The following is a 22,214-nucleotide window of genomic DNA, read 5'->3' as shown; positions in this document are numbered from 1 at the left end:
CGTCACGCGCCCGAACACCGGCGCGATACGGCTGCGCGGTCCCACGCGCCGCCGACCGCGAGCCCCCGGCCGTCCCGGGGAATGGCGAGACCTCAGGATCGCGCGTCCTCGACGATCATCGCCGCGCCCTTCTCGGCCACCATCATGGTCGGCGCGTTGATGTTGCCCGCCGTGATGTTGGGGAAGATCGACGCATCCACCACCCGCAATCCCTCCACGCCGTGGACGCGCAGGCGCGCATCCACGGCGGAGCGCGCCGGGTCGGGTCCCATCGCGGCGCTGCCGCAGGGATGGTAGATGGAGCCCGAGTTGTGGCGGAAGTAGTCGAGGAGTTCCTCGTCGCTCCGGGCCGAGCGCGAAGGCTCCAGTTCCTCGGCGGTGATCGCGCGCAGCGCCGGGGCCTCCATGATGCGACGCACGAGACGCCCCCCTTCCACCACCTCCTCCCGGTCGTGCTCCGTCGACAGGTAGTTCGGGCGGATCGCCGGCGCCGCCGCGGGGTCGGGGGACTGGGCCGACACCTCGCCCCGGCTCGTCGGCCGGCACGGGTTGAAGCACAGGAGGAAACCCGGATAGGGCTCGGGAGCGAGTCCCGCCTTCGGATCGTCCGGAATGCGGTAGGACAAGGGATTGAAGTAGAGCTGGAGGTTCGCGCGCGTGCGATCCGGACGGCCCCGGAAGAAGCCGCCGGCCTGGTTGACGCTCATGGCGAAGGGGCCGCGCCGCGTAAGGAGCCATTGCAATGCGAGCCGCGCCTGCCCCGCCGGATACGCGAAGGCGGCGTTGAGCGTCGGCACGCGCGAGCGGTAGTAGAAGCTGGCGCAGACATGGTCCTGGAGGTTGCGCCCGACGGCGGGAAGGTGCCGGCGGGTTTCCACGCCGATGGCGCCGAGATGCGCCCCGTCGCCGATGCCGGACAGTTGCAGGAGCTTGGGGCTCGCGAAGGCGCCGGCGCAGAGAACCACCTCGCGACGCGCCGCGAAGGACACGGCCCGTCCCCCCTGCCGCGCCTCGACGCCGGCAATGCGCCCGTCCCGCCAGACGAGACGGTCGACCTCGACGCCGTGAAGCAGCTTGAGGTTCGGGCGGCGGCGGGCGGGATGCAGATATTCGCGCGAGGAGGACGAGCGCAGGCCGGACCGCGTGTTGACGTCGTAGACGCCGGCGCCCTCGATCCGCTCGCCGTTGAAGTCCTCGTTCTCGGGCAGTTGCGTCTCGCGGCAGCCGGCGAGGAAGGCCTTCGAGATGGAATGGATGCCGGGCCGCATCGGCGTCACCCGGATCGGCCCGTCGCCTCCGTGCCAAGGGCCCTCGCCGGTCTCGTGCGTCTCCAGCTTGCGGAAGGCGGGCAGGACGTCCTCGTAGGCCCAGCCCGGATTGCCGGCCGCGCGCCAGTCGTCGAAGTCCTCGCGCGCGCCACGCACGAAGATCATCGCGTTGATCGAGCCCGAGCCGCCCTGCACCTTGCCGCGCGGTTGGTAGATGCGCCGGCCGCCGAGTTCGGCCTCCGGCTCCGTGCTGTACATCCAGTTGACCGCCGGGTCGTAGTAGCTTCGGGCGTAGCCTACCGGGATTTTGAACCAGAACGAACGGTCCGGTCCGCCCGCCTCCAGAAGCAGGACGCTGTGCCGCCCCGATTCCGACAGGCGGGCGGCGACGATCGAGCCGGCCGAGCCGGCGCCCACCACGACGAAGTCGAACGCTTCCACGCCGCTCACCCGCGTGCCGGGGCGAACTGCTTCACGTCCGCCGGCTCGGCCGCCATCTGCAGATGCAGGCGGTCGCCCTCGTAGGGCGAGTGGCGGGCGACGACATCGAGGTCGAGCTCGATCCCGAGGCCCGGCTCGCGCGAGGGGACGATGTACCCGTCCTCGACGGCGAGCTTGCGCTTCAGGATCTCGGCATGGAAGCCCGAGAAGTCGCCGATCGCCTCGTGGATCAGGAAGTTCGGCGTGGCGGCGGCGAGCTGGATCGACGCGGCGGCGCCCACCGGCCCGTTGTAGAGATGGGGCGCCACCTCCGCGTAGTGCGCCTCGGCCATCGCGGCGATCTTCTTGGCTTCGAGGAGGCCGCCGACGCGCGCGACGTTCATCTGGAGGATGGAGGCCGCCTTGTGTTCCAGGACGCGGGCGAACTCGTACTTGGTGGTCAGGCGCTCGCCGGTGGAGATCGGGATCGAGGTCGCGCGCGCCACCTCCGCCATGGCCGCTTCCTGGCCCGGCGGAACGGGTTCCTCGAACCACAGGGGGTCGTAACGCTCCAGGCGCCTGGCGAGACGGATCGCGGACGAGGGCACCATCTGTCCGTGCGTTCCGAAGAGGAGGTCGGCGGACGATCCGACAGCCTCGCGCACGCGCCGGCAGAAGGTCTCGCAGCGGTCCATGACGCCGAGCGAGAGATGGTGACCGGAATACTGGGTGTAGGGGCCGGCCGGGTCGAACTTCACCGCCGTGAAGCCCTGGCGCACCATCTCGGCCGCGCATTCGGCGGCGAGGTCCGGATCGTTGAAGTCGAATTCGCCCGCCGCATTCTTCGGGTAGAGATAGGTGTAGGCGCGCAGTCGCTCGTGGACGAGGCCGCCGAGCAGCGCATGGACCGGCTGTCCCGCCGCCTTGCCGACGATATCCCAGCAGGCGATCTCGAGCCCGGAGACGATGCCCATCATCGTCGGGTCGGGCCGCTGCGTGAAGCCTGAGGAATAGGCGGCACGCCAGAACCGCTCGACGCGGTGCGGATCGTGGCCGAGGAGATGGCGCTCGAAGACGTCCCGCACGAGCGGCACCAGCGCGCGCGGGTGGAACGCCGTCGCATAGATCTCGCCGACCCCCTCGATCCCGCAATCCGTGCGCAGGCGCACGAAGATCCAGTACATGCCGCCGACATGGGGCGGCGGGACGGCGACGACGTGGATGTCGAGATCGGCGATCTTCATGGACGGGCCCTCCGGGACCAGGACTGCGGGCAGGCGGGTGGGGCTCAGTGCTTCAGGATCACGAGCCGGGTCTGCGTGAACTCCAGCATGCCGTGCTTGCCGTCGTCGCCGCCGAGGCCGGAGCGCTTCCAGCCGGCATGGAAGCCCTGGTAGGGATCGGCCGGCAAGCGGTTGACGTAGAGCTCGCCCGCCTCGACGGCGTCGGCGAAGCGCATCACGGTGCGGTAGTTCTCGGTGAAGAGCACCGAAGACAGGCCGTACTGGTGGTCGTTGGAAAGGCGCAGCGCCTCCTCCGCGTCGCGGTAGGGCAGCACGGCGAGCACGGGGCCGAACACCTCCTCGCGCACGATCTCCATGTCCTGGCGGCAGGCCGACAGAAGGGTCGGCGGGTAGAACCAGCCGGGGCCCTCGGGGATCGTGCCGCCCGCCTCCAGCACGGCGCCGGCCTCGACGGCGCGCCGCACCATGGCGTGGACGTCCCCGCGGGCCCGTTCGCTCTGGAGCGGCCCCATGCGCGAGGCGTCGGCGGCCCGATCGCCGAAGGCGCGGGCGAGAAAGCCCTCGCGCAGCCGGGCCAGGAGCGCGTCGTGGACGCTCTCGTGGACGTAGAGCCTCTCGGGACCGGTGCAGATCTGGCCGCAATGGGTGGTCTTGGCCGCCACCACGAGGCGGGCGACCTCGTCGAGGTCGGCGTCGGGCTCCACCACGACGGGCGTCTTGCCGCCGAGCTCCAGCGAGGACTTGGCGATGTTCTCCTTGGCGTATTCGAGAACGGCGCGCCCGGCGCCGAGGCTGCCGGTGAGCGTGACCATGCCGACATGGGGATGGGTGCAGACGGCGCGCGCCCCCTCGTGGGTCGTCGCGAGGATGTTGACGAGCCCCTCCGGCAGCGCGGCTCGGGCGACCAGCCGGGCGATCGCCAGCGCGGAACAGGGGGTCGAGTTGCTCGGGCGCACGACCACCGCGTTGCCCGCGATCAGCGCCGGTGCGATCTTTCGCACGAGCGTGTAGACCGGATAGTTGAAGGGGATCAGGCAGGCGACGACGCCGATCGGCTCGCGCTTCAGCATCAGCGTTTCGTCCGGCGCGTCGCTCGGGATCACCTCGCCCTCGATGCGCCGGGCCCATTCGGCATGGTAGCGCATCAGTTCGGCGCCGTAGATCGCCTCGCCGCGCGCATCCTCCAGGCTCTTGCCGCTTTCGGCCGCCAGCCATGCGCCGATCTCCGCCGCCTCGGCCGCGATCGCGTCGGCGAGCCGCCGCAACGCGTCGCCGCGCTCGATCGCGGGGCGGCGTCGCCAGTCAGCCTGCGCCCGCCGTGCGGCGTCCACGGCCTCGATCGCCTCGGCGGGGCCGGCCAGCGGGACGCGGGCGACCGCCCGGCCCGTCGCCGGCGACACGACGTCGAGGCCGCCCGCCTCGGTCTCGCCGAGGAAACGGCCGGCCACGAGATTGCGGAGTTCGGACATGCGGATCGGCCCTCGGCTCGCCCCATCGGCGCCGTGCGAGTTAGGATCGGGGATCGCCGAGGGGCAAACGACTTCTGGTCGGGCCGAGCATTCCCGGGAGGAATGCTTCAGGCGCGCTCGACCTCGCCGAGCAGCCATTGCCGGAACAGCGCGACCTTCGGCGGATCGCCTTCGCCGCGATGGGTGACGAACCAGTAGGACTCGTGCCCCTCCGCCGCGACGGAGCCGAGCTGCACGAGCTCGCCGCGCGCGAGTTCCCGCGCCACCATTCCCCGGTCGACCACGGCAGCGCCGAGCCCCTGGCAGGCGGCCTCCACGGACAGGTCGAGTAGGTCGAACTCCAGTCCGCCGGCATCCGGGAGGTCCGGGAGGCCGGCGGCGTCCAGCCAGCGCGCCCAGGTCAGGTAGCGGCGGTCGGCATCGGCGAGGACATGGATCAGCGTGAAGCGCCGGAGGTCCGGCGGATCGCCCGCCCGCTCCGCCAGCGCCGGGGCGCAGACCGCGATGTGGCGCTCGGTCATCAGGCGCTGCGACTGGACGTCGGGCCATTCGCCGTCGCCGAAGCGGATCGCGCAATCGAGGAGGCCGCTGTCGGCGAGCGAGTCCGACAGTTGCGTCGTCACGCTGAGGTCGATCTCGGGATGGGCCTCGCGAAAGGCGCCGAGGCGCGGCATCAGCCAGCGCTTGGCCAGGGTCGGCGGAACGTTGACGCGCAGCCGCGCCGGGTCGGTGCGTTCGCGGATCGCCCGCACCGCGGTCTCGACCTCGTGCAGGGCGCGGCCGAGGGCCCGCAGCAGGCGCGCGCCCGAGGCGGTCAGCTCCAGTCGATGGTGGCGGCGGATCAGGAGCGGCTCGCCGAGTTCGTCCTCAAGGCGGCGCACCTGCCGGCTCACCGCGCTCTGGGTCAGGTTCAGCCGTTCGGCGGCGCGCGTGAAGGAGCCGCTGCGGCCGACCTCCTCGAACACCTTCAGCGAACTCAGCGCGGGCAGCCTGCGCATGGAATGGGCTCCGCATGTCGTTGGAAGCGGTCCGGGTCTCGCACAGGCGGGAGCGGCTTGGAAGCCGCCGCTTCGTCCATGCCTTTTTGAGATAGCGGCATCGAATTTGGGAATTTGCGTTTCCGCCGGTGCGACGACACCCTCCCCGCATCGAACACCCGGCGCGCTCGAAAGCGCCGGCAAGGAACCGGCAGGACAGGTTCCGGACCATCATCGGGGGTGGAACAGTGGACAGCATCCGCTTCGGCCGGACGGGCCTCAAGACGTCGCAGCTCTGCCTCGGCACGATGGGCATCGGCTCATCGAAATGGAAGGGCTGGGTCCTCGACGAGGATCGCTCGCGCCCGATCCTCCGAAAGGCGCTGGACGTCGGCGTCACCTTCTTCGACATGGCCGACTGGTACTCCACCGGTCTCAACGAGGAGGTCGTCGGCCGCGCGCTCCTGTCGATGACCGAGCGCGACCGTCTGGTGCTCGCCACCAAGGCCTTCTATGCGATGAGCGACGATCCCAACGACCAGGGCCTGTCGCGCAAGCACCTCATGCGCTCGATCGACCGCTCGCTGAAGCGCCTCGGCACCGACCATGTCGACCTCTACATCGTCCACGCCTTCGATCCGCAGACCCCGATCGAAGAGACGATGGAGGCGCTCCACGACATCGTGCGCGCCGGCAAGGCCCGCTACATCGGCGCATCCACCATGTATGCCTGGCAGTTCGCCAAGATGAACCACGTGGCCGAGAAGAACGGCTGGACGCGCTTCGTCAACATGCAGTGCCAGTACTCCCTCCTCTACCGCGAGGAGGAGCGCGAGATGATGCCCTACTGCCAGGACGAGGGGATCGCCGTGACGACCTTCTCGCCACTGGCGCGCGGATATCTCGCAGGCGGCGGCTCGCAGGCGCGCGTCGCCCACGACATGTTCCTCGACTGGTTCGGCGACGAGATCGACCGCGAGATCGCCCGGCGCGTCGCCGAGGTGGCCCGCGCCCACGGCAAGACCTCCTCGCAGATCGCGCAGGCCTGGGTGATGAACACCGGCAACGTCACCGTGCCGATCATCGGCGCCGACCAGCCGGAGCATGTCGAGGCCGTGCTCGACGCGACGACGATCCGGCTCGATCCCACCGAGATGGCCTATCTCGACGAGCCGTACCGCCCGCGGGACATGATCAACGACTACAACGCGGTCCGGCGCCCCCGCGCCCTCTCCGTGCCCGCCGCCCCGCTCTCCGCCGTCGCCTGACGCCCCAACGACCAGGACACCGTACCATGCTCTTCATCGGCGAAGGCTTCGAGGGCTCCGGCCCCAACGCGGCGCACATCAACCTCTACATCGGCCCGAAGAGCGGCCCGATCAGCGGCGCGCTCGCCACCGCCGCGGCGAGCCCCGGGCCCGGCCACCTGCCGTTCCAGGCGATCCTCAAGCCCAACCTGCCGGCCAAGCCCGTGACGCTCTTCATCGCCAAGGCGGTGCTCCAGCCGGGCCGGCACGAGACGATGACCTGGGGCCCCGCGCAGGCGGGGGTGGCGGCGGGCATCACCCGTGCCCTGATCGAGGGCGTGCTGCCGGCCGAGGCTGAGGACGACTGGCTGAGCATCGCGGCCGTCTGGGTGAACCCGGAGGCCGACGACGCCGACGAGGTCTACCGCAACAACCGCGAGGCGACGTTCGTCGCCGCCAGCCGCGCCCTGCAGAAGGGCTGGCCGACGCGAGACGACCTCGCCGAAGGGCTGCGGACCGTCGGCAATCCGTTCTTCACGCCGAAGGCGTCGTGATGGACACGCTCTGGCAGCACGAGGCCTTCATCGGCGGCGCGTGGCGGGGCGCCGGAGACCTGCGACGCTTCCCCGTGCTCGACCCGGCGACGGGCGAGACGATCGCCGAAGTGGCCGACTGCGGCGAGGCCGAGGCGGAGGCCGCGATCGCAGAGGCCGCGATCGCCTACGAGAGCTGGCGCGGCACCACGGCGCTGGAGCGCTCGCGTGTCCTGCGCCGCTGGCACGACCTGATGATGGAGCGGCAGGAGGAACTCGCCCGCCTCCTGACGTCCGAGCAGGGCAAGCCGCTGGCCGAGGCGCGCGGCGAGGTCGCCTATGCGGCATCGTTCCTGTCGTGGTTCGCCGAGGAAGCGCGGCGCGCCTACGGCCAGGTCGTGCCCGCGCACCGGGCCGACGCGGAGGTCGTGGTCCTGAAGGAGCCCGTCGGGGTCGTGGCCGCCGTCACGCCGTGGAACTTCCCCCTTGCGATGATCACGCGCAAGGTCGGCCCGGCGCTCGCCGCCGGCTGCACCATCGTCGTCAAACCGGCCGAGGACACACCGCTGTCGGCGCTGGCGCTCGCGCGCCTCGGCGAAGCGGCCGGCGTTCCCGCCGGCGTCGTCAGCATCGTGACGACGCGCGACGCGCCGAGCGTCGTCGGCGCGCTGATGCGCTCGCCGACGGTCCGCAAGCTGTCCTTCACCGGCTCCACGGCGACCGGCAAGCTCCTGATGCGCCAGAGCGCGGAGACCGTGAAGCGTCTGAGCCTGGAACTCGGCGGCAACGCACCGCTGATCGTCTTCGCCGACGCTGACCTCGACGTCGCGGTGCGCGGCACGCTGGCGTCGAAATTCCGCAACACCGGGCAGACCTGCGTCTGCGCCAACCGCATCCTCGTGGAGGACGCGATCTACGACCGCTACGCCGAGGCGCTGGCCGAGGCCGTGCGCCGGCTGAAGGTCGCGCCGGGAACCGTCGAAGGCGCCGCGCAGGGGCCGCTCATCAACCGCGCCGGCTTCGCCAAGGTCGAGCGCCACGTCGCCGATGCGCGCGCCAAGGGCGGGCGGATCCTCGCGGGCGGCCAGCCCGACGCGCAAGGCGGCCTGTTCTTCCAGCCGACGGTGATCGCCGACGCGACGCCCGAGATGGCGCTGGCCGACGAGGAGACGTTCGGCCCGGTCGCCGCGCTCTTCCGCTTCCAGACCGAAGACGAGGCGATCCGCCTCGCCAACGCGACGGAAACGGGCCTCTCGGCCTACTTCTTCACCCGCGACCTCGCCCGCGCCTGGCGCGTCGCGCGCCGGCTCGAGGCGGGCATGGTCGGCATCAACGAGGGCGTGATCTCGACCGAGGTCGCGCCGTTCGGCGGGGTCAAGCAGTCGGGGCTCGGGCGCGAGGGCGCCGCGCAAGGCCTGGAAGAGTATCTGGAGACCAAGTACGTGTTGTTCGGAGGCCTCGCCGCATGACGAAAGCCCCATTCCCCTCAAGGTTCGGAGGCTTCCGCTGATGGATCGCCGCCGTCTGCCGCTCAACGCCCTGCGCGCCTTCGAGGCCGTGGCGCATCACGGCTCCTTCACGGCGGCGGCTACGGCCCTCAACATCTCGCAGAGCGCCCTGTCGCGCCACGTCATCGGGCTGGAGGAGCTGATCGGCCACAAGCTCTTCGAGCGCCGCCGCAACGCGCTGACGCTCACCGAGAGCGGCGAGACGCTGCTGGGCGGCGTGATGAAGGCCTTCGAGCGGCTGGAGCAGACGCTGGACGTCGTCTGCGCGCCCAACGGGACGACGCGCTCGCGGCGGCTGCGCGTGCATCTGCCGCCGAGCTTCGCGATGAAGCTCGCCGTGCCGCTGCTCAACGACTTCCGCCAGAGCTTCCCGGACGTCGTCCTGGAGATCTCGACGCCCTACGGCGGTCCGGCCACGGACGTCGAGGTCGCCGTGGTCTATTCGCGCCCCGTTGTGGACGACGCGGTGACCGACCTCCTGTGGGAGGAGCGGCCGACGATCCTGTGCCATCCCGCCGTCGGCGCGCAGGCGGCGGAACGCCCGCTCGCCGCCTTCGTGGCCGAGAACGAGGTCGTCCACGTGCGGATCGTGGATCACGGCGCGCACCATTCCTGGCTCGAGTTCGCCCGCCAGAACGGGTTCGCCCCGTCGACCGTGCAACGCGGCCTGTCCTTCGACAGCGCTTCGCTGGCGGTGGAATACGTGCTGTCGGGCCAGGGCCTCGTGGTCGCCGACCCGGTTCTGTTCGCCGGCGAGATCGCGAGCGGGGCGCTCGCCGCGCCCGTCGCCGCCAGCCACTACGAGGGTTTCGGCTACTATCTCAAGATCGATGCCGAGGGCCTCGCGGATCCGCTGATATCGGCCTTCCGGTCCTGGTTGATCCAACGATTCAAGACGGCCGAGCCGAAAGGGCGCGGGGCGCGGGAGGCGCCATCGCTCGCCCTGGTCCGCAACGCGGGCTGAAGCTCGGAACGTCAGGCAAAACACGAGAGGGAGCAGCAGCATGACGAATTCCAAGACCGGGACTCTCCAGACCCTGAGCGGGCGCCCCGTCCATCCGGACGTGCCGCACCTGTGCCGGGAGTTCGGCCGCGGCCAGCTCGACCGCCGCTCCTTCCTGCGCACGCTCGCCTGGCTCGGCGTCACCGCCGCGTCCGCCAGCGCGTTCGCCGGCGCCCTGCCCGGACCGGCGAGCGCCCAGGATGCGGCCGCCCAGCCCAAGCCCGGCGGGGAGCTGCGCTTCGGCTGCGCGATCCAGGAGATCACCGACCCGGCCGTGTCGAACTGGATCGAGGCGTCCAACCTCTACCGCAACAGCCTCGAATTCCTGACCTATGTCGACGCCGACAACATCACCCATCCCTATCTCGCCAAGAGCTGGACGCCCTCGGACGATCTCAAGGTCTGGGACATCGAGCTCGACGAGCGGGCCAAATGGTCGAACGGCGACGCCTTCACGCCCGAGGACGTGATCTTCAACGTCGAGCGCTGGATCGCGCCCGACTCCCAGTCCTCGAACAAGACCGCCTTCGCGGCCGTCGAGAAGGTCGAGAAGACGGGCGACCACGCGCTGCGCATCACCCTGTCGCGCGGCGTCGTCTCGCTGGCCGAGCAGCTCTATGCCTACACCTGCCCTATGCTGCATCGCGACTTCGTCAAGTCGGGCGGCGACTGGCCGAAGAACCCGATCGGCACCGGGCCCTACGCGCTCACGGGCTACGAGGTGGGCCGGCAGGCCGTGTTCGAGAAGCGCGCCGACTACTGGGGCACGCCCGCCCTCCTCGACAAGCTGCACTACATCGACGTCGGCACGGACATCACCACGCAGATCGCCGCGCTGGCCGGCGGGCAGATCGACGTGATCTACCGCGCCGCCATCACCGACACCGACCTCATCAAGCGCCTTCCCAACGTCACCCTGCTATCGGCCGACCCGGCGCAGACTCTGGTGATGCGCATGCAGGTCGACCAGAAGCCGTTCGACGACATCCGGGTGCGCCGCGCGGTCCAGCTCGCGGCCGACAACGCGCAGATGCTGCAGGTGGCCTATCGCGGCGAGGGAACGGTCGCCGACAACTTCCATGTCGCGCCGACCCAGCCCGACTACTTCGCGCTCCCCCCCATGGGCCGCGACGTCGCGCAGGCCAAGGCGCTTCTCGCCGAGGCCGGCCATCCCGACGGCATCGACCTCGAGCTGACGCTCGGCAACACCCAGGGCAAGTGGGAGCAGGACACCGCGCAGGTCCTCCAGCAGAACCTCGCCGAGGCCGGCATCCGCCTCCAGCTCAACGTCCTTCCGGCCTCGCAGTACTGGCCGGTCTGGAACAAGGTGCCCTTCGGCCTGACCTATTGGGCGCACCGTCCGCTGGGCGTGATGACGCTCGACCTCGCCTATCGTTCGGGCGGGGCGTGGAACGAGACGAACTTCGCCAGTCCCGAATTCGACGCCGCGCTGGACAAGGCGATGGCGATCGTCGATCCGAAGGAACGCGCCGTGGCCATGCAGGACGTGGAGCAGATCCTGCGGGATGCGGCGGTGATGGTGCAGCCCTACTGGCCGAAGCGTTTCTCGGCCTGCTCGAACCGGGTGAAGAACTTCCCGCTTCATCCGTCGGACTACTTCCGCATGGACGGCGTCTGGCTCGCCTGAGCCGGGCATCGAGCGGGGGCCCGGACCCATGGGCCCCCATCCCGTTCCTCGTGCGAAGGACCGCTCCGTCGTGACCATCGCCTATTTTCTCGCGCGCAAGCTCGGCCTGGCGGCGGCCACGATGCTGGCCGTCTCGTTCCTGGTCTTCCTGGCCCTCGAAGTGAATGTCAACGACGTCGCCGTGAAGGTGCTCGGCCAGTTCTCGACGGCCGACCAGCGTGCCGCCTGGCTCCTTGCGAACGGCTACCGCGACCCGTTCCTCCTGCGCTACGCGCGCTGGCTGGGCGACTTCGTGACCGGCGACTGGGGCGTCTCGACCTACTACCGCGCGCCGATCGCCGATCTGATCGCCGACCGTCTCCGGGCATCGGCGATCCTGGCGGGGGGCGCGCTCCTCGTGATCGTGCCGGTCTCGCTTGTCCTGGGCGTTCTGGCGGGCATGCGCGTCGGCTCGCCAACCGATCGCGCCGTGTCGGTCTTCTCCGTGCTCACCACCTCGATCCCCGACTTCGCCTCGGCCGTGTTCCTGTCGGCGATCTTCGTGTTCTGGCTCGGCTGGCTGCCGGGTGCGAGCACCATGCTCACCGGCCTCGACCTGCGCGAACTCGTCCTGCCGGTGGTCGTGCTGTCGCTCTACTTCACCGGCTACGTCGTGCGCATCACCCGCGCCTCGATGGCCGAGGTCATGGCCGCGCCTTACGTGCGCACGGCGCGCCTCAAGGGCGCCTCGCGCCTGCGCATCGTCTGGCGGCACGCGCTGCGCAACGCCCTGATCGCGCCGGTGACGGTGATCCTCCTCCATATCAGCTGGCTTCTGTCGGGCGTGATCGTGGTGGAGGTGTTCTTCGCCTACAAGGGCTTCGGGACCCTTCTCTACGAGGCGGCGCTCAACAGCGACGTCTACCTCATCGAGGCCTGCGCGATGGTCAGCGTCGCGGCCGTCGTCCTCACGCAAATCCTGTCGGACATCGCCTACACATGGATCAATCCCCGGATCTCGTTCTCCGTGGCGACCGCGCGGGCCGAGGCATGAGCGCCGCGTTCCGCGCGGCGGTCGGCCCCTATCTGCGCAACCCGGCGGTGGTGTTCGGCGGCCTCGTGTCGCTCGGCTGGCTGCTCGTCGCCGCGCTCGCCCCGCTGATCGCCCCCTTCGACCCGTTGCAGACCCTCCTGCCGCTCGCCTCGCCGCTCTCCGCCAACCCGCTGGGCGGCGGCACGTTCTGGCTCGGCACCGACCTTCTGGGACGTGACGTCCTGTCCCGTCTGATCTACGGCGCGCGCACGGTGGTGATCTACGCGACGCTCGCGACCCTCGTCGCCTATCTCGTCGGCATCGCCGGGGGGCTTCTCGCCGGCTACCGCCGGGGCCGGGTCGACCAGGTTCTGTCCTTCGTCGCCAACGTCGTCCTCTCCTTTCCGGTGCTCGTCCTCTACATCGTGATCATCGTCGTGATCGGGCCGTCCGCTGCCAACATTGTGCTCGCCGTCACCTTCGGCAGCGCGCCGGTGATCTTCCGTCTGGTGCGCGCGCTCACCATCGACGTCGCCAGCCGCGACTTCGTGGCCGCCGCGCGCACGCAGGGCGAGAGCGACTGGCGCATCATGCTCCTGGACATCCTGCCCAACGCCTCGGGTCCGATCGCGGTGGATGCGTGCCTGCGCCTCGGCTACACCGCGATCACGCTCGGCACGCTCGGCTTCCTCGGCCTCGGCCTGCCGCCGCCGACGCCGGACTGGGGCACGATGGTCAACGAGGGCCGCGCCATGGCGCTCGCCTTTCCGACGCTCGTGATCTTCCCCTGCATCGCGATCTCCTCGCTGATGCTCGGCCTCAGCCTTCTGGCGGACGGCCTGAAGGAGGTCGCCGAAGCCCAAGCGAGGCGCTCGTGAGCCACACCCCGATCCTCTCCGTCGAGGGACTGACCGTCTCGCTGCCCAAGGGCGCGGACCGGCCGCACGCGGTCTCGAACGTCTCGTTCGAGCTGCGGCCGCGCGAGATCCTGTGCGTCGTCGGCGAATCGGGCTCGGGAAAGTCGGTCCTGTCGGCGGCCCTCATGGGCGCCGTTCCGGAGGGTTTGCGCGTCGCCGCGGGCCGCATCCGCCTGGGGCAAACCGACGTCGCCAGGCTCACGGAACGCCAGCTTCGGGCGATCCGCGGGCGCGACATCGCCATGATCTTCCAGGAGCCGATGGCCTCGCTCAACCCCGCCATCCCCGCCGGGCGGCAGGTGGAGGAGGTGTTCGAGCTCCATTCCGACCTCTCGCCTCGCGAGCGGCGAGAGCGCGTGCGCGGCCTCATGGAGGCGATGCACCTGCCCGACCCCGATCGCATCATGGCCGCATACCCGCACCAGCTTTCGGGCGGCCAGTGCCAGCGCATCGTGATCGCCATGGCGCTGGCGATGAGCCCGCGCGTGCTGATCGCCGACGAGCCCACCACCGCGCTCGACGTCACCACGCAGGCCCAGGTCCTCAAGCTCGTGCGCGAGCTGCGCGACGACCACGGGCACGGCATCCTCTTCATCACCCACGACTTCGGCGTCGTCGCCGACATCGCGGACCGCATCGCCGTGATGAAGAACGGCGAGATCGTCGAGATCGGCGAGGCGGACCAGGTGCTGAGGACCCCTTCGCATCCCTACACGCGCGGCCTGATCGCCGCGGTGCCGAGCCTCACGCCCCACAGCCGGGCGCCGCTCCCCGCCGCCGAGCCCGCGCTCGCGGTGCGCGACCTCGAGCATCGCTTCGGCAACGTCACGGCGCTGCGCGACATCCGGTTCGAGCTGCCGCGCGGTCGCGTCCTGTCGATCGTCGGCGAGTCGGGCTCGGGAAAGTCGACGCTGGCCAAGGCCGCGATCCGCCTCATCGAACCCCATGCCGGGCGCGTCGAGGTGGTCGGGACCGACATGCTCTCCCTGTCGCAGAGCCAGCTCGCGCGCCATCGACGCGCCATCCAGATGATCTTCCAGGATCCGTTCGGCTCGCTCAATCCGCGTCGGCCCGTCGGAGACATGATCGCGCGCGCCGCCATGCTCGCGGGAGCCACCAGGGCCGAGGCGCGCGCCCGCGCCGAGGAACTTCTCGAACTCGTCGGCCTCCAGCGCAGCGCCTACGGGCGCCGTCCGTCCGCCTTCTCGGGCGGCCAGCGCCAGCGCATCGGCATCGCGCGGGCGCTCGCGATGCGGCCCGACGTCCTGATCGCGGACGAGAGCGTCTCGGCGCTCGACGTCTCGGTCCAGGCGCAGGTTCTCGAACTCCTGCGCGACCTTCAGGAGCGGTTGGACCTCGCGATCCTCTTCATCACGCACGACCTGCGCGTCGCGGCCCAGATCAGCGACGAGATCGTGGTGATGCGCAAGGGCGAGATCATCGAGCGGGGTCCCGCCTCGCGCGTCCTGACCGCGCCGGAGCATCCCTACACGCAGGCGCTGATCGCGGCGGCGCCCGGCCGCGGGGCCTTTTGAGCGCCACCGCGGCAAACCTCGCCGAAGCCCTCCGAGGGCTGGCGGCGCTCCACGCCGCCGCCGCCCCGTTCCTCGCGCACTGGCCGGCCGGCGACGCGGGCGCCGCCGCGCCATCGCCGGAAGCAGTGCCGGGCCTGCCGGTCCTGGCGTTCCTTCCCGCGCTCGAGCGGTCGGGCATCCCGGCGGCCGACGCGGTGCTGGATCTCGCCCGCGCCCTCGCGCGCCGCCTCGTCTGGCGCCAGACCTATGCCGAGCCGCAGGTCGACCGCCGTTTCCTCGATCGCTACGGCTGGACCGAACTCGTCGGCCGGAGAGGTCTCCTGACGAGCGAAAGCCTTGCGGCCGGTCTTCTGATGCTGGGGCCCGACACGGCCTATCCCCCGCACCGGCATGCCGCCGAAGAGATCTACATTCCCGTTTCCGGCCGAGCGCGATGGCTTAAGGGCGCAAGCTGGAGCGTCCGCGCGCCGGGCACGCTCATCCACCACCCGCCCCATGTCGTCCACGCCACCCGGACCCGGGCCGAGCCCTTGCTCGCCCTCTATCTCTGGCGCGGCGAGGACCTCGCCACGCCCGCTCGTCTCTGCTGACGCGAACCGCCGCTCCGCCCGCCCGAAGAGAAGCCGGTGTCGCGACAAGGTGCGGGCGAGCGCCGCGCAGTCCCGGCCGTGACCAACAGGGCTCGCGACGGAGGCGGAACGCCTTCGACAGCACGTGAGGCCACGCGCCGATGCGGAGGCCGAAAGCTCATCGATCGCCCGTGATACCGTTTGGTGATCCCAGTAGGATTCGAACCTACGACCCCCAGATTAGGAAGCAGATGCGGGCCGTTGTTTTTGCTGATGAATTTCGCAAAACGGTTCACCGCAGCGCCTAAGCCGATCAATGGCTTGCGCCGCATTTGCAAAGGGATTTCGGACGGCTCTGCCCTCTATGCTGGAGGTGCAGCATGAGCGCGCCTCTGCGCGTCCTTGATCTGTTCAGCGGCATCGGCGGTTTTAGCCTCGGGCTGGAGCGCGCCGGGTGCCAAACTGCTGCCTTCTGCGAGATCGACGAGTTCCCCCGATCCATCCTTACCAAGCGCTGGCCCGAGGTGCCCTGCCATGACGACGTTCGAACCCTATCGGCAAACGAACTTGTTCCCCACGGCGGCGCCGACATCGGCCTCGTCTGCGGCGGGTTCCCTTGCCAGGACATCAGCAACGCTGGACGACGCGCCGGGCTCGACGGAGCCAAAAGCGGGCTCTGGAGCGAAATGCGACGCCTCATCGAAGAGTGCGCCCCCGAGCACGTTATCATCGAGAACTCGTCGCACGGTCGACGGCATTGGCTCCCGGCAGTCATATCCGACCTCGGCGCCCTCGGTTTCGAAGCCATTGCGATGGAGATCAGCGCCCACGATCTCGGCTTCCCCCATGAGCGACGGCGAACATGGGTTCTTGCCGACACCTGTGGCGGACGACTGCGGGCATCGCACGAAGCCATATGCGCAAGGCGGGCGAGCTCTGAGTTTCGTCCTCGGTGGCCCAGCCAGCCCGGAGTATCTGGAGTGGCTGATGGGCTTCCCCGAGGGGTGGACCGACCCCGACGCCGCGCTCTCGGCAACGCCGTCGTCCCGCTGATCCCGCAGGTGATTGGCGAGGCCATCCAGCAAGCGAGGGCCGCCGCATGATCCCCTTCCCCCTATCCGTCCCCTGCGGCTGGTCTTGGCGAGATGAACAAGAGGTGGAGAGATGAGCGAGGCACCCCGCGTCAGACCCCGCTACGAATGGCGCACGGCCGACCATCACGACGAATGCTGGTGCATCGATCTTCTGACGGGCCAGGAGGTCTATCGCTACGACATGGGCGACCCTGCTGAATACAGCCCATCGCATGGAGCGCTTACGCCCGAAGATGCCCTCTATGAGCGCGGACTGGACCCGTACGAGGTGATGCCCACTCCCTCAGAGATTGGCTGGAGACAGAGACAGGGAGGGAGCGAATGAGCCCCGAACGCATCCAACTGAAGCGCACGAAGGGCTGGAGGATGCCGCCCGGGACGGTGAAGGTGACGCGCCCGGGGAAGTGGGGCAACCCGTTCCGCGTCGGAAACATGGACCGGCGCCGCTACATTCCATTCGACGCGCACGGCGCTGTCGAGCGGTTTGTCGACAAGCTGGTGCGCGGCCAGCTCGAGATAACGGAAGCTGACGTTCGGCGCGAACTAGCAGGGAAGAACCTAGCATGCTGGTGCAAGCCCGGGGAGCCCTGCCACGCCGACATTCTTCTCCAGATTGCCAACCCGGATCTCCCCCGCCCTCATCCCCAGGAGGACAAGCCATGACGGTGAAGCTGACGCGAGAAATGCGTGACGCGCTTCAAGAGATCGCAACAGGCGAAGCCAAAGCCAATCAGGGTGCCTTGGTGTCTGGATATCTTCGCATGAAGCTGAAGCGCGACGGATTGGCAGAGGCTAGGGGGCTGAAACGCCAATGGCAGATCACTCCTGCCGGACAAGCCGCCCTCCTCTCCCCCGAGGCTCCCGCCTCCAGCAAGGAAGAAGGTGAATGAGCGAGGAACCGCAATGGACGCTTCACAGGGGCGGGCGTCGGCCAGTTGATGCGTACGTCGAGTGCAAATGCCGTGACGGATCAATCGTCTCTGGCCGTTCGAAAGGCATGAACTGGCGGTGGGATCGTCAATCACCCGGCTTAGACATACTCGCCTATCGGGTTATCGCGGAGGCTCCCGCCTAACCCCTTGCCCTCCCCGTTTCCCATGTGTTCTCTGGGCACATGGGCCACAATCCAGACGGCAGCATTACGGTCTCGAAGCTCGGCGACTACGCCGAGTTCGGCTACACCCTTTCCGCCACATGCGAGGGATTTGGTTGCAGCCGCCGGCCGCTTGCCGTCACGCTTGAAGACCTCATCCGCATCTTCGGCCCCGACTGGCCTTTCGTCGAGCGGAAACCGCGGATCAAGTGCCAGGTCTGCGGGAGCAACCGCATCAGTTGGATCATCGGCATGAGCGGCAGAGAAGATCGCAAGACCCTGGGGCACAGCCATACGCCATGACCGACGACAACCCCTGGCGCACCTTCCTGGCCCGTAGATCGCACGGCGTTCGCGGCCCGCATATCCCGACCGTCATCTCGGATGAACAGCGTCAGGAAGCCTGGGAGCGGGCCGTGGAGAACATCGAGCTCGAGATGCGGCGCATGGCTAACCCAGCCCCGCAAACCGACGCAGCGCCGGCGAACGCCCCGACGCATCCTTCCGACGACGCCACGCCAGTTCCTCGTTCACCAGGATCGTAAACTCGCGCGCCCGGAGATCCTGCTCCAGTGGAAAGAGCCGCTGCATCGGGTTGCAGGCGAAGCGCAGCGTGCCCTTGTAGACGGCCTTGCCGGGGGCAGCCGCCATCGGCACGGGCACCCGGATCGTGAACTTCTGCCGACCCTTCTCGACAACCCGCTCCGAGCGCGAGATCGGCCATTCGACCTGCATCTCGTCGATGATGTACCGAAACGCGACGATCTCGCAGCGGGAAGCCCACACGACGTCATAGTCGATCTGGAGAAAGTCACCCTGCCGGACGTCTCGACTGAGTACCTCGGAAACGCTGGACGCGACCGGTTCTCGATCGACGATTAGCCAGTAGGCCGGGGGCAGCATCAGCGCGCAGACGATCGCGGCAACCGTGTTCGGGAAGGTGAAGAAGCGGCGGATGCGCATCATTGCTGCATCGCCTTGAGAAGTTCGCGCATCACCAGGAGGCCGCCCGACATCGCGGTCAGCCAGACGGCGATGGTCTTGAGCGTCGCGAGTACCAGCGCCCAGGAGCGCCTCGCCTGCACCATCTGCGCCAGGTCCGGTTCCATTCGGATCAGGCTCTCGACCTTCTCCCTGTCGTCCTCGTCCAGCCATTGCACGGCTCCGGGGTTGGGTGGGTAGAACGGATCGCCCCGTCCGACCTGCGGAACGTTCGAGCCGTCGTGGATCATGCGCCCGCCCTGCCGGCGCGGCGGATCGCCTTCGTTCGTCACCGGCGTGCCTTTCAGGGGGTGTCTCGTGTCAGGCGCCGGCGTTGCGCGGCGCGTACCAGGCCGTGATGCGGGCGCCGATCGCCGCAACGGCCGCGGTGAGCAGGATCACCGTCTCCGGGTCAGACGCCACGTCCTGCGGGATCCATCCGAACTTCGCAGCCAGGAGCAGGAGCGGGGCGACAACTATGGGGCCGAGCGCCGCGCCATTGGCTTTCGAGTTGGGGCCACCGGTCGGAACCGATGCAGCTTCGTCCAGCGCCGGCCCGCCGTTGTGCCCGATCGGCGCCACCGGATCGGGCCGAGCGGTCGGCACCGGAACGGGCATGACGATCTCCGCTCCGCCGTACCCGGCCGCCACCAGCGCCGCGTCGAACGTCTTGGCGTAGCCCGCGATCAGGTCGGCCCGATCCGTGCCGTTGACCACGCGCCGAGCGGCGGTGAACTCGAGCCGGCCATTGCCGATGTAGTCGCCCAGCTTCTTGCCGGTGAAGGTGCCGAGCATCATGCCCTCGACGCAGATGCGCGCGGCAATCGCCGGCTGCTCGGCCAGGTCCGGGTTGCCCACGAGATCGAGCCCGAGCCGCTGTGACCAGTCCGTGTAGTTCCGCCGGCCCGTGACCTGTACGAACCCGCGCCCTTTGTACCGCTTCCCGTCGCCGGGCTGCGTGTTGCCGAGGTCCTTGCGCCCCTCGTAGGCCGCGCCGGACGCATACTCCTCCAGCGTGCGGAAGCGGTCGGCCTCGTGGTACGCCGTCCCGAGGATGTAGGCGAGCTTCTGGCGGTCGCCGTCGCCATACTCGGTGAAGGCCGTCAGCAGCGCCGAGCAGCCCGTCACGACCGGCTGCGACAAGGTCCCGCCGAACGGGCGCTGGCGAATGGCCGAGAAGAAGGCCGCGTGGTCCATGGGATGATCCTTTCGGGCAAAGAAAAAGGCCGCCTCAGTGGGCGGCCTTCTGTGTGAGGGTGCGATCCGTGTTAGCGGTCGGGATCAGGCGTCCTGCCTGCCGCTGCGCGCTCTGCCGAGTGCAGCGCGATATCAAGACTGAGTACAACGGGCTCCAACCCAAGCATCATGGCTTCCCGTTGCGCACGAATGATCGAGCGGATGATACGTTTGCTCGCATCTGGAACTTGTACGCCACACATACTTTTCTCCGCCTGCCGTCAACAACGCAGAATTGTATCTGTATCTCCGATAAGTCGATTCAAAATCGGAGAAAGGCGCATATTGCCGCAGATTTACCCTTATCACGCAGGTGTTTGCGGATTGTACTTTGTCGTTACGTTTCGTCAGACCGGGCAGCTCGCGGCGCCGTCGCGCGCCCACCACTGCGCCTTGGTGAGGACGTCGAGCGAGCCAGCGTCCCGCCGCGACACGACGGCGTCCAGGAACGTCTTGAACGTGGAGAGCGGCGTGTCGAGGGTCTGGCGGCCGTTCTCCTTGACTGCGTGGAGGTAGAACTCGATGTTCTCTCGGCGGGCAATCGCTGCGTCGAGACGGGCAACGGCTTGGTCCGCAAGCTGCTCCGGCGTTAGGCTCCCGGTTGTCCCGTTCGACATCGAGTAGGCAGGCATCAGGAAGTCCCGCCCGGCGATGCCGAAGCGCGAGTGGAACGTGTCGAAGTTGGTGGTGCGCCCGGTGCGGAACGTCCCGTCCGCCCGGATCGCGTCCTGGAGCTTGTCCAGGAAGAACGGCCCGCTGTCGTCCCAGACGGCGAGCGTCGTGAGCGCCGCCGTCAGCGCGTTGGTCAGCGTAATCTGGGTGGCGCTGTCCACGGAGGCGATCCGGGTGCCGGCGGGCACGCCGAAGCCCGACACCGCCATGCCCGCCGCCAGCCCGGCCGTGTCGGTGAGCCCGGTGAGCACCGACGAGCCGCTGGTTCCCGTCGCCGCGCCGCCCTTGTAGACGCGGTGGTCGGGGATCGAGTTCGGGCTGTTCGCCACGTAGGCGTCCGTGTGGCCGTTGGGGTAGCAGAAATGGCGAGGGTCGGACCCCGGCACCATCTCCATGATGCGCGTGCGGCCCGATTTCAGCAGCGCGATGGTCTCGGCGGGGTTCGCCTTGCCGGTCACCATGCTGCTGTCGCCCGGCGTGCCGTCCGCCTGGATGTCCATGCCCTGCGCCTGGTAGGCCTTCACCGCATCCCAGGTCAGGATGCTGGACGACGAGCGATTGTCGATGACCTCCGAAGGGATGTAGAGGGTGGCGCCGATCGAGCGGGCTGCCATCTCGGCTACGGCGTCATCGATGTTGAGGCCGTCATCGAAGCCGAGGATCAGGGTCGGGCGACATCCCGCTTTCGCCATCAGTGCGTCATAGCGTGTGCGCTGGACGTGCGGCGCACTCGTGGAAGACGAGCGGTCGAATGACACCTTCCATGAGGCGGCCGGGTCCTTCGCCTGGAGATAGGCGAGCTGGTCCGGCCGGACGCTGTTCCAGACCTTGCCCTTGTGCGCGTTCAGAAACTGCGCACCGCTCAACTGCCCACCGACAGCCGGCGTGCCCGTGGTCTGGTCCACGCGGATCGACCCCTCGCCGCCCAGGGACGCGTAGGGGTTCAGCTCCTCCCGCAGCCATGCAAGGGTGCCGAGCCCGGCGAGGTTGCCGACGCCTGCGATCCCGGTCAGGGCGCCGAGCGTGCGCATCAGGCGGTTGCCGGAGCCCTGGCCGGTCGCCACCACCGATCCGGTGCCCTGCACCTTGTCGGCCGTATCCACCGCGAGCGCCGGATTGCCCGCCGTGGACACCGAGAGGCTCGCCACGCTGTCGAAGCTCTCCAGCACGATCGGGGCCGCGAGCACCACGGCGTAGGGCGCGGCGACCTTCGCCGTGCCGGCGTCCGTGCCGGCCATCACGAGGCGGAAGCCGACGTCGTCGGCGGTGGCGACGTAGGTCCGGGCGGTCGCGCCCTCGATCGCGGTGCGCGTCTTCGGGCTCGCCAGCGTCTCACGATACCACTGTGGCGACGACCAGGCCGGGCCGGTGTAGGTCTGCCCCACCGAGCCGTCGGCGGTCTTGGTGACGAGGCCGAGGACGACGGGAATGGCCCCGGTGACGGTCAGATTGATCGCGAAAGCCCGCCCCAGGCTCGTTGTCAACGTGGCTGCGATCGTACCGGCGGCCGAGGCGCTCAGACCAACGAGCAGGTTCCTGCGTGTGCCGTCCAGCGCCAGCCTCCCGTCGTTCGGCGTGATGGAGGTGATGGTCTCGTTCTGCGCCAGGCCGGTGATGGCAGCTACCAGCGTTCCCGCGGGCGCGCCAGCGGTGAAGGATGCCGTCAGGGGGCCGAGGATGCCACCCCCGCCCGGCGCGACGATACCGGCGCCGATGTAGGCTGGAATGCCCCCCAAGGCGGGGCGGATGGACTTGGGGAGGTTCAGGGGCATAGCTGTCCTCGATATC

At 69.1% G+C, this 22,214-nt stretch carries 22 protein-coding genes; 14 read left to right on the top strand and 8 right to left on the bottom strand.

Annotated elements, in window-relative coordinates; all coding sequences use genetic code 11:
• Nucleotides 1-92: 92 nt before the first annotated feature.
• The 4 genes from D3218_RS13270 to D3218_RS13255 all read right to left on the bottom strand — a co-directional run bounded on the left by D3218_RS13270 (nt 93) and on the right by D3218_RS13255 (nt 5,399).
• A complete protein-coding gene (locus D3218_RS13270; protein ID WP_119540629.1) occupies nt 93-1,709 on the bottom strand; it encodes a GMC family oxidoreductase in 1,617 nt (538 codons plus the stop codon).
• 5 nt (nt 1,710-1,714) lie between these two features.
• Entirely contained in the window at nt 1,715-2,932 is a 1,218-nt protein-coding gene (locus tag D3218_RS13265) for a mandelate racemase/muconate lactonizing enzyme family protein (RefSeq protein ID WP_119540557.1), read from the bottom strand.
• A 44-nt stretch (nt 2,933-2,976) separates the two neighbouring features.
• Entirely contained in the window at nt 2,977-4,401 is a 1,425-nt protein-coding gene (locus tag D3218_RS13260; RefSeq protein ID WP_119540556.1) for an aldehyde dehydrogenase family protein, read from the bottom strand.
• Nucleotides 4,402-4,508: 107 nt separating this feature from the next.
• Nucleotides 4,509-5,399: a LysR substrate-binding domain-containing protein gene (locus tag D3218_RS13255; protein ID WP_210209677.1), complete on the bottom strand. Its 891-nt coding sequence runs from the start codon at nt 5,397-5,399 to the stop codon at nt 4,509-4,511.
• Between the two features lie 227 nt (nt 5,400-5,626).
• On the opposite strand from D3218_RS13255, the gene D3218_RS13250 reads away from it, so the two are divergent.
• From D3218_RS13250 to D3218_RS19535, 14 genes are all read left to right on the top strand, one after another.
• Entirely contained in the window at nt 5,627-6,646 is a 1,020-nt protein-coding gene (locus D3218_RS13250) for an aldo/keto reductase (RefSeq protein WP_119540555.1), read from the top strand.
• A gap of 26 nt (nt 6,647-6,672) precedes the next feature.
• Nucleotides 6,673-7,179, top strand: a complete 507-nt coding sequence (gene fae, locus D3218_RS13245) for a formaldehyde-activating enzyme (RefSeq protein ID WP_119540554.1) — start codon at nt 6,673-6,675, stop codon at nt 7,177-7,179.
• Nucleotides 7,179-8,627 (top strand): NAD-dependent succinate-semialdehyde dehydrogenase, encoded by a 1,449-nt coding sequence (locus tag D3218_RS13240; protein ID WP_119540553.1) that lies wholly within the window; start codon nt 7,179-7,181, stop codon nt 8,625-8,627. The genes fae and D3218_RS13240 overlap by 1 nt, the downstream gene beginning before the upstream one ends.
• A 40-nt stretch (nt 8,628-8,667) precedes the next feature.
• The gene (locus tag D3218_RS13235; RefSeq protein ID WP_119540552.1) at nt 8,668-9,630 is read left to right on the top strand and encodes a LysR family transcriptional regulator; all 963 of its coding nucleotides are present in this window, start codon (nt 8,668-8,670) and stop codon (nt 9,628-9,630) included.
• Nucleotides 9,631-9,670: 40 nt separating this feature from the next.
• Nucleotides 9,671-11,317, top strand: a complete 1,647-nt coding sequence (locus D3218_RS13230) for an ABC transporter substrate-binding protein (RefSeq protein WP_119540551.1) — start codon at nt 9,671-9,673, stop codon at nt 11,315-11,317.
• Nucleotides 11,318-11,387: 70 nt separating this feature from the next.
• Nucleotides 11,388-12,350, top strand: a complete 963-nt coding sequence (locus D3218_RS13225) for an ABC transporter permease (RefSeq protein ID WP_210209676.1) — start codon at nt 11,388-11,390, stop codon at nt 12,348-12,350.
• Complete coding sequence (locus tag D3218_RS13220; protein ID WP_119540550.1) at nt 12,347-13,207, top strand: ABC transporter permease; 861 nt, start codon at nt 12,347-12,349, stop codon at nt 13,205-13,207. The genes D3218_RS13225 and D3218_RS13220 overlap by 4 nt, the downstream gene beginning before the upstream one ends.
• Complete coding sequence (locus tag D3218_RS13215) at nt 13,204-14,781, top strand: dipeptide ABC transporter ATP-binding protein (protein WP_119540549.1); 1,578 nt, start codon at nt 13,204-13,206, stop codon at nt 14,779-14,781. Before D3218_RS13220 ends, D3218_RS13215 begins: the two co-directional genes overlap by 4 nt.
• Nucleotides 14,778-15,371: a dimethylsulfonioproprionate lyase family protein gene (locus tag D3218_RS13210; RefSeq protein ID WP_119540548.1), complete on the top strand. Its 594-nt coding sequence runs from the start codon at nt 14,778-14,780 to the stop codon at nt 15,369-15,371. Before D3218_RS13215 ends, D3218_RS13210 begins: the two co-directional genes overlap by 4 nt.
• Nucleotides 15,372-15,730: 359 nt before the next feature.
• Complete coding sequence (locus tag D3218_RS13205; RefSeq protein ID WP_119540547.1) at nt 15,731-16,453, top strand: DNA cytosine methyltransferase; 723 nt, start codon at nt 15,731-15,733, stop codon at nt 16,451-16,453.
• A 61-nt stretch (nt 16,454-16,514) separates the two neighbouring features.
• Nucleotides 16,515-16,769: a hypothetical protein gene (locus D3218_RS19545; protein ID WP_136625101.1), complete on the top strand. Its 255-nt coding sequence runs from the start codon at nt 16,515-16,517 to the stop codon at nt 16,767-16,769.
• Nucleotides 16,766-17,107 carry a DUF4326 domain-containing protein gene (locus D3218_RS13200; protein WP_119540546.1) on the top strand — a complete coding sequence of 114 codons (342 nt, stop codon included), beginning with the start codon at nt 16,766-16,768 and terminating at the stop codon, nt 17,105-17,107. The genes D3218_RS19545 and D3218_RS13200 overlap by 4 nt, the downstream gene beginning before the upstream one ends.
• Entirely contained in the window at nt 17,104-17,334 is a 231-nt protein-coding gene (locus D3218_RS19540; RefSeq protein ID WP_136625100.1) for a hypothetical protein, read from the top strand. Before D3218_RS13200 ends, D3218_RS19540 begins: the two co-directional genes overlap by 4 nt.
• A 224-nt stretch (nt 17,335-17,558) precedes the next feature.
• Nucleotides 17,559-17,840, top strand: coding sequence for a hypothetical protein (locus D3218_RS19535; RefSeq protein WP_136625099.1), 282 nt, complete (start codon nt 17,559-17,561; stop codon nt 17,838-17,840).
• A 147-nt stretch (nt 17,841-17,987) separates the two neighbouring features.
• Here the strand turns inward: D3218_RS19535 and D3218_RS13195 are convergent, their stop codons facing one another.
• The 4 genes from D3218_RS13195 to D3218_RS13180 form a co-directional block, all read right to left on the bottom strand.
• A complete protein-coding gene (locus D3218_RS13195; RefSeq protein ID WP_119540545.1) occupies nt 17,988-18,503 on the bottom strand; it encodes a hypothetical protein in 516 nt (171 codons plus the stop codon).
• Nucleotides 18,500-18,811 carry a hypothetical protein gene (locus D3218_RS13190; RefSeq protein ID WP_119540544.1) on the bottom strand — a complete coding sequence of 104 codons (312 nt, stop codon included), beginning with the start codon at nt 18,809-18,811 and terminating at the stop codon, nt 18,500-18,502. The genes D3218_RS13195 and D3218_RS13190 overlap by 4 nt, the downstream gene beginning before the upstream one ends.
• Before the next feature lie 28 nt (nt 18,812-18,839).
• On the bottom strand, nt 18,840-19,715 hold the full coding sequence (locus D3218_RS13185; RefSeq protein WP_119540543.1) for a glycoside hydrolase family 19 protein: 876 nt from the start codon (nt 19,713-19,715) through the stop codon (nt 18,840-18,842).
• A gap of 386 nt (nt 19,716-20,101) precedes the next feature.
• Complete coding sequence (locus D3218_RS13180) at nt 20,102-22,198, bottom strand: polysaccharide deacetylase family protein (RefSeq protein WP_119540542.1); 2,097 nt, start codon at nt 22,196-22,198, stop codon at nt 20,102-20,104.
• Between the last annotated feature and the right edge of the window lie 16 nt (nt 22,199-22,214).

Origin of the sequence: Aureimonas flava, from assembly GCF_003583935.1 — a bacterium.
In the GTDB taxonomy this organism is placed as follows: Bacteria; Pseudomonadota; Alphaproteobacteria; order Rhizobiales; family Rhizobiaceae; genus Aureimonas; species Aureimonas flava.
The sequence above is the reverse complement of the archived record's forward strand: the minus strand, read 5'-3'. Positions and strand labels throughout refer to the sequence as shown.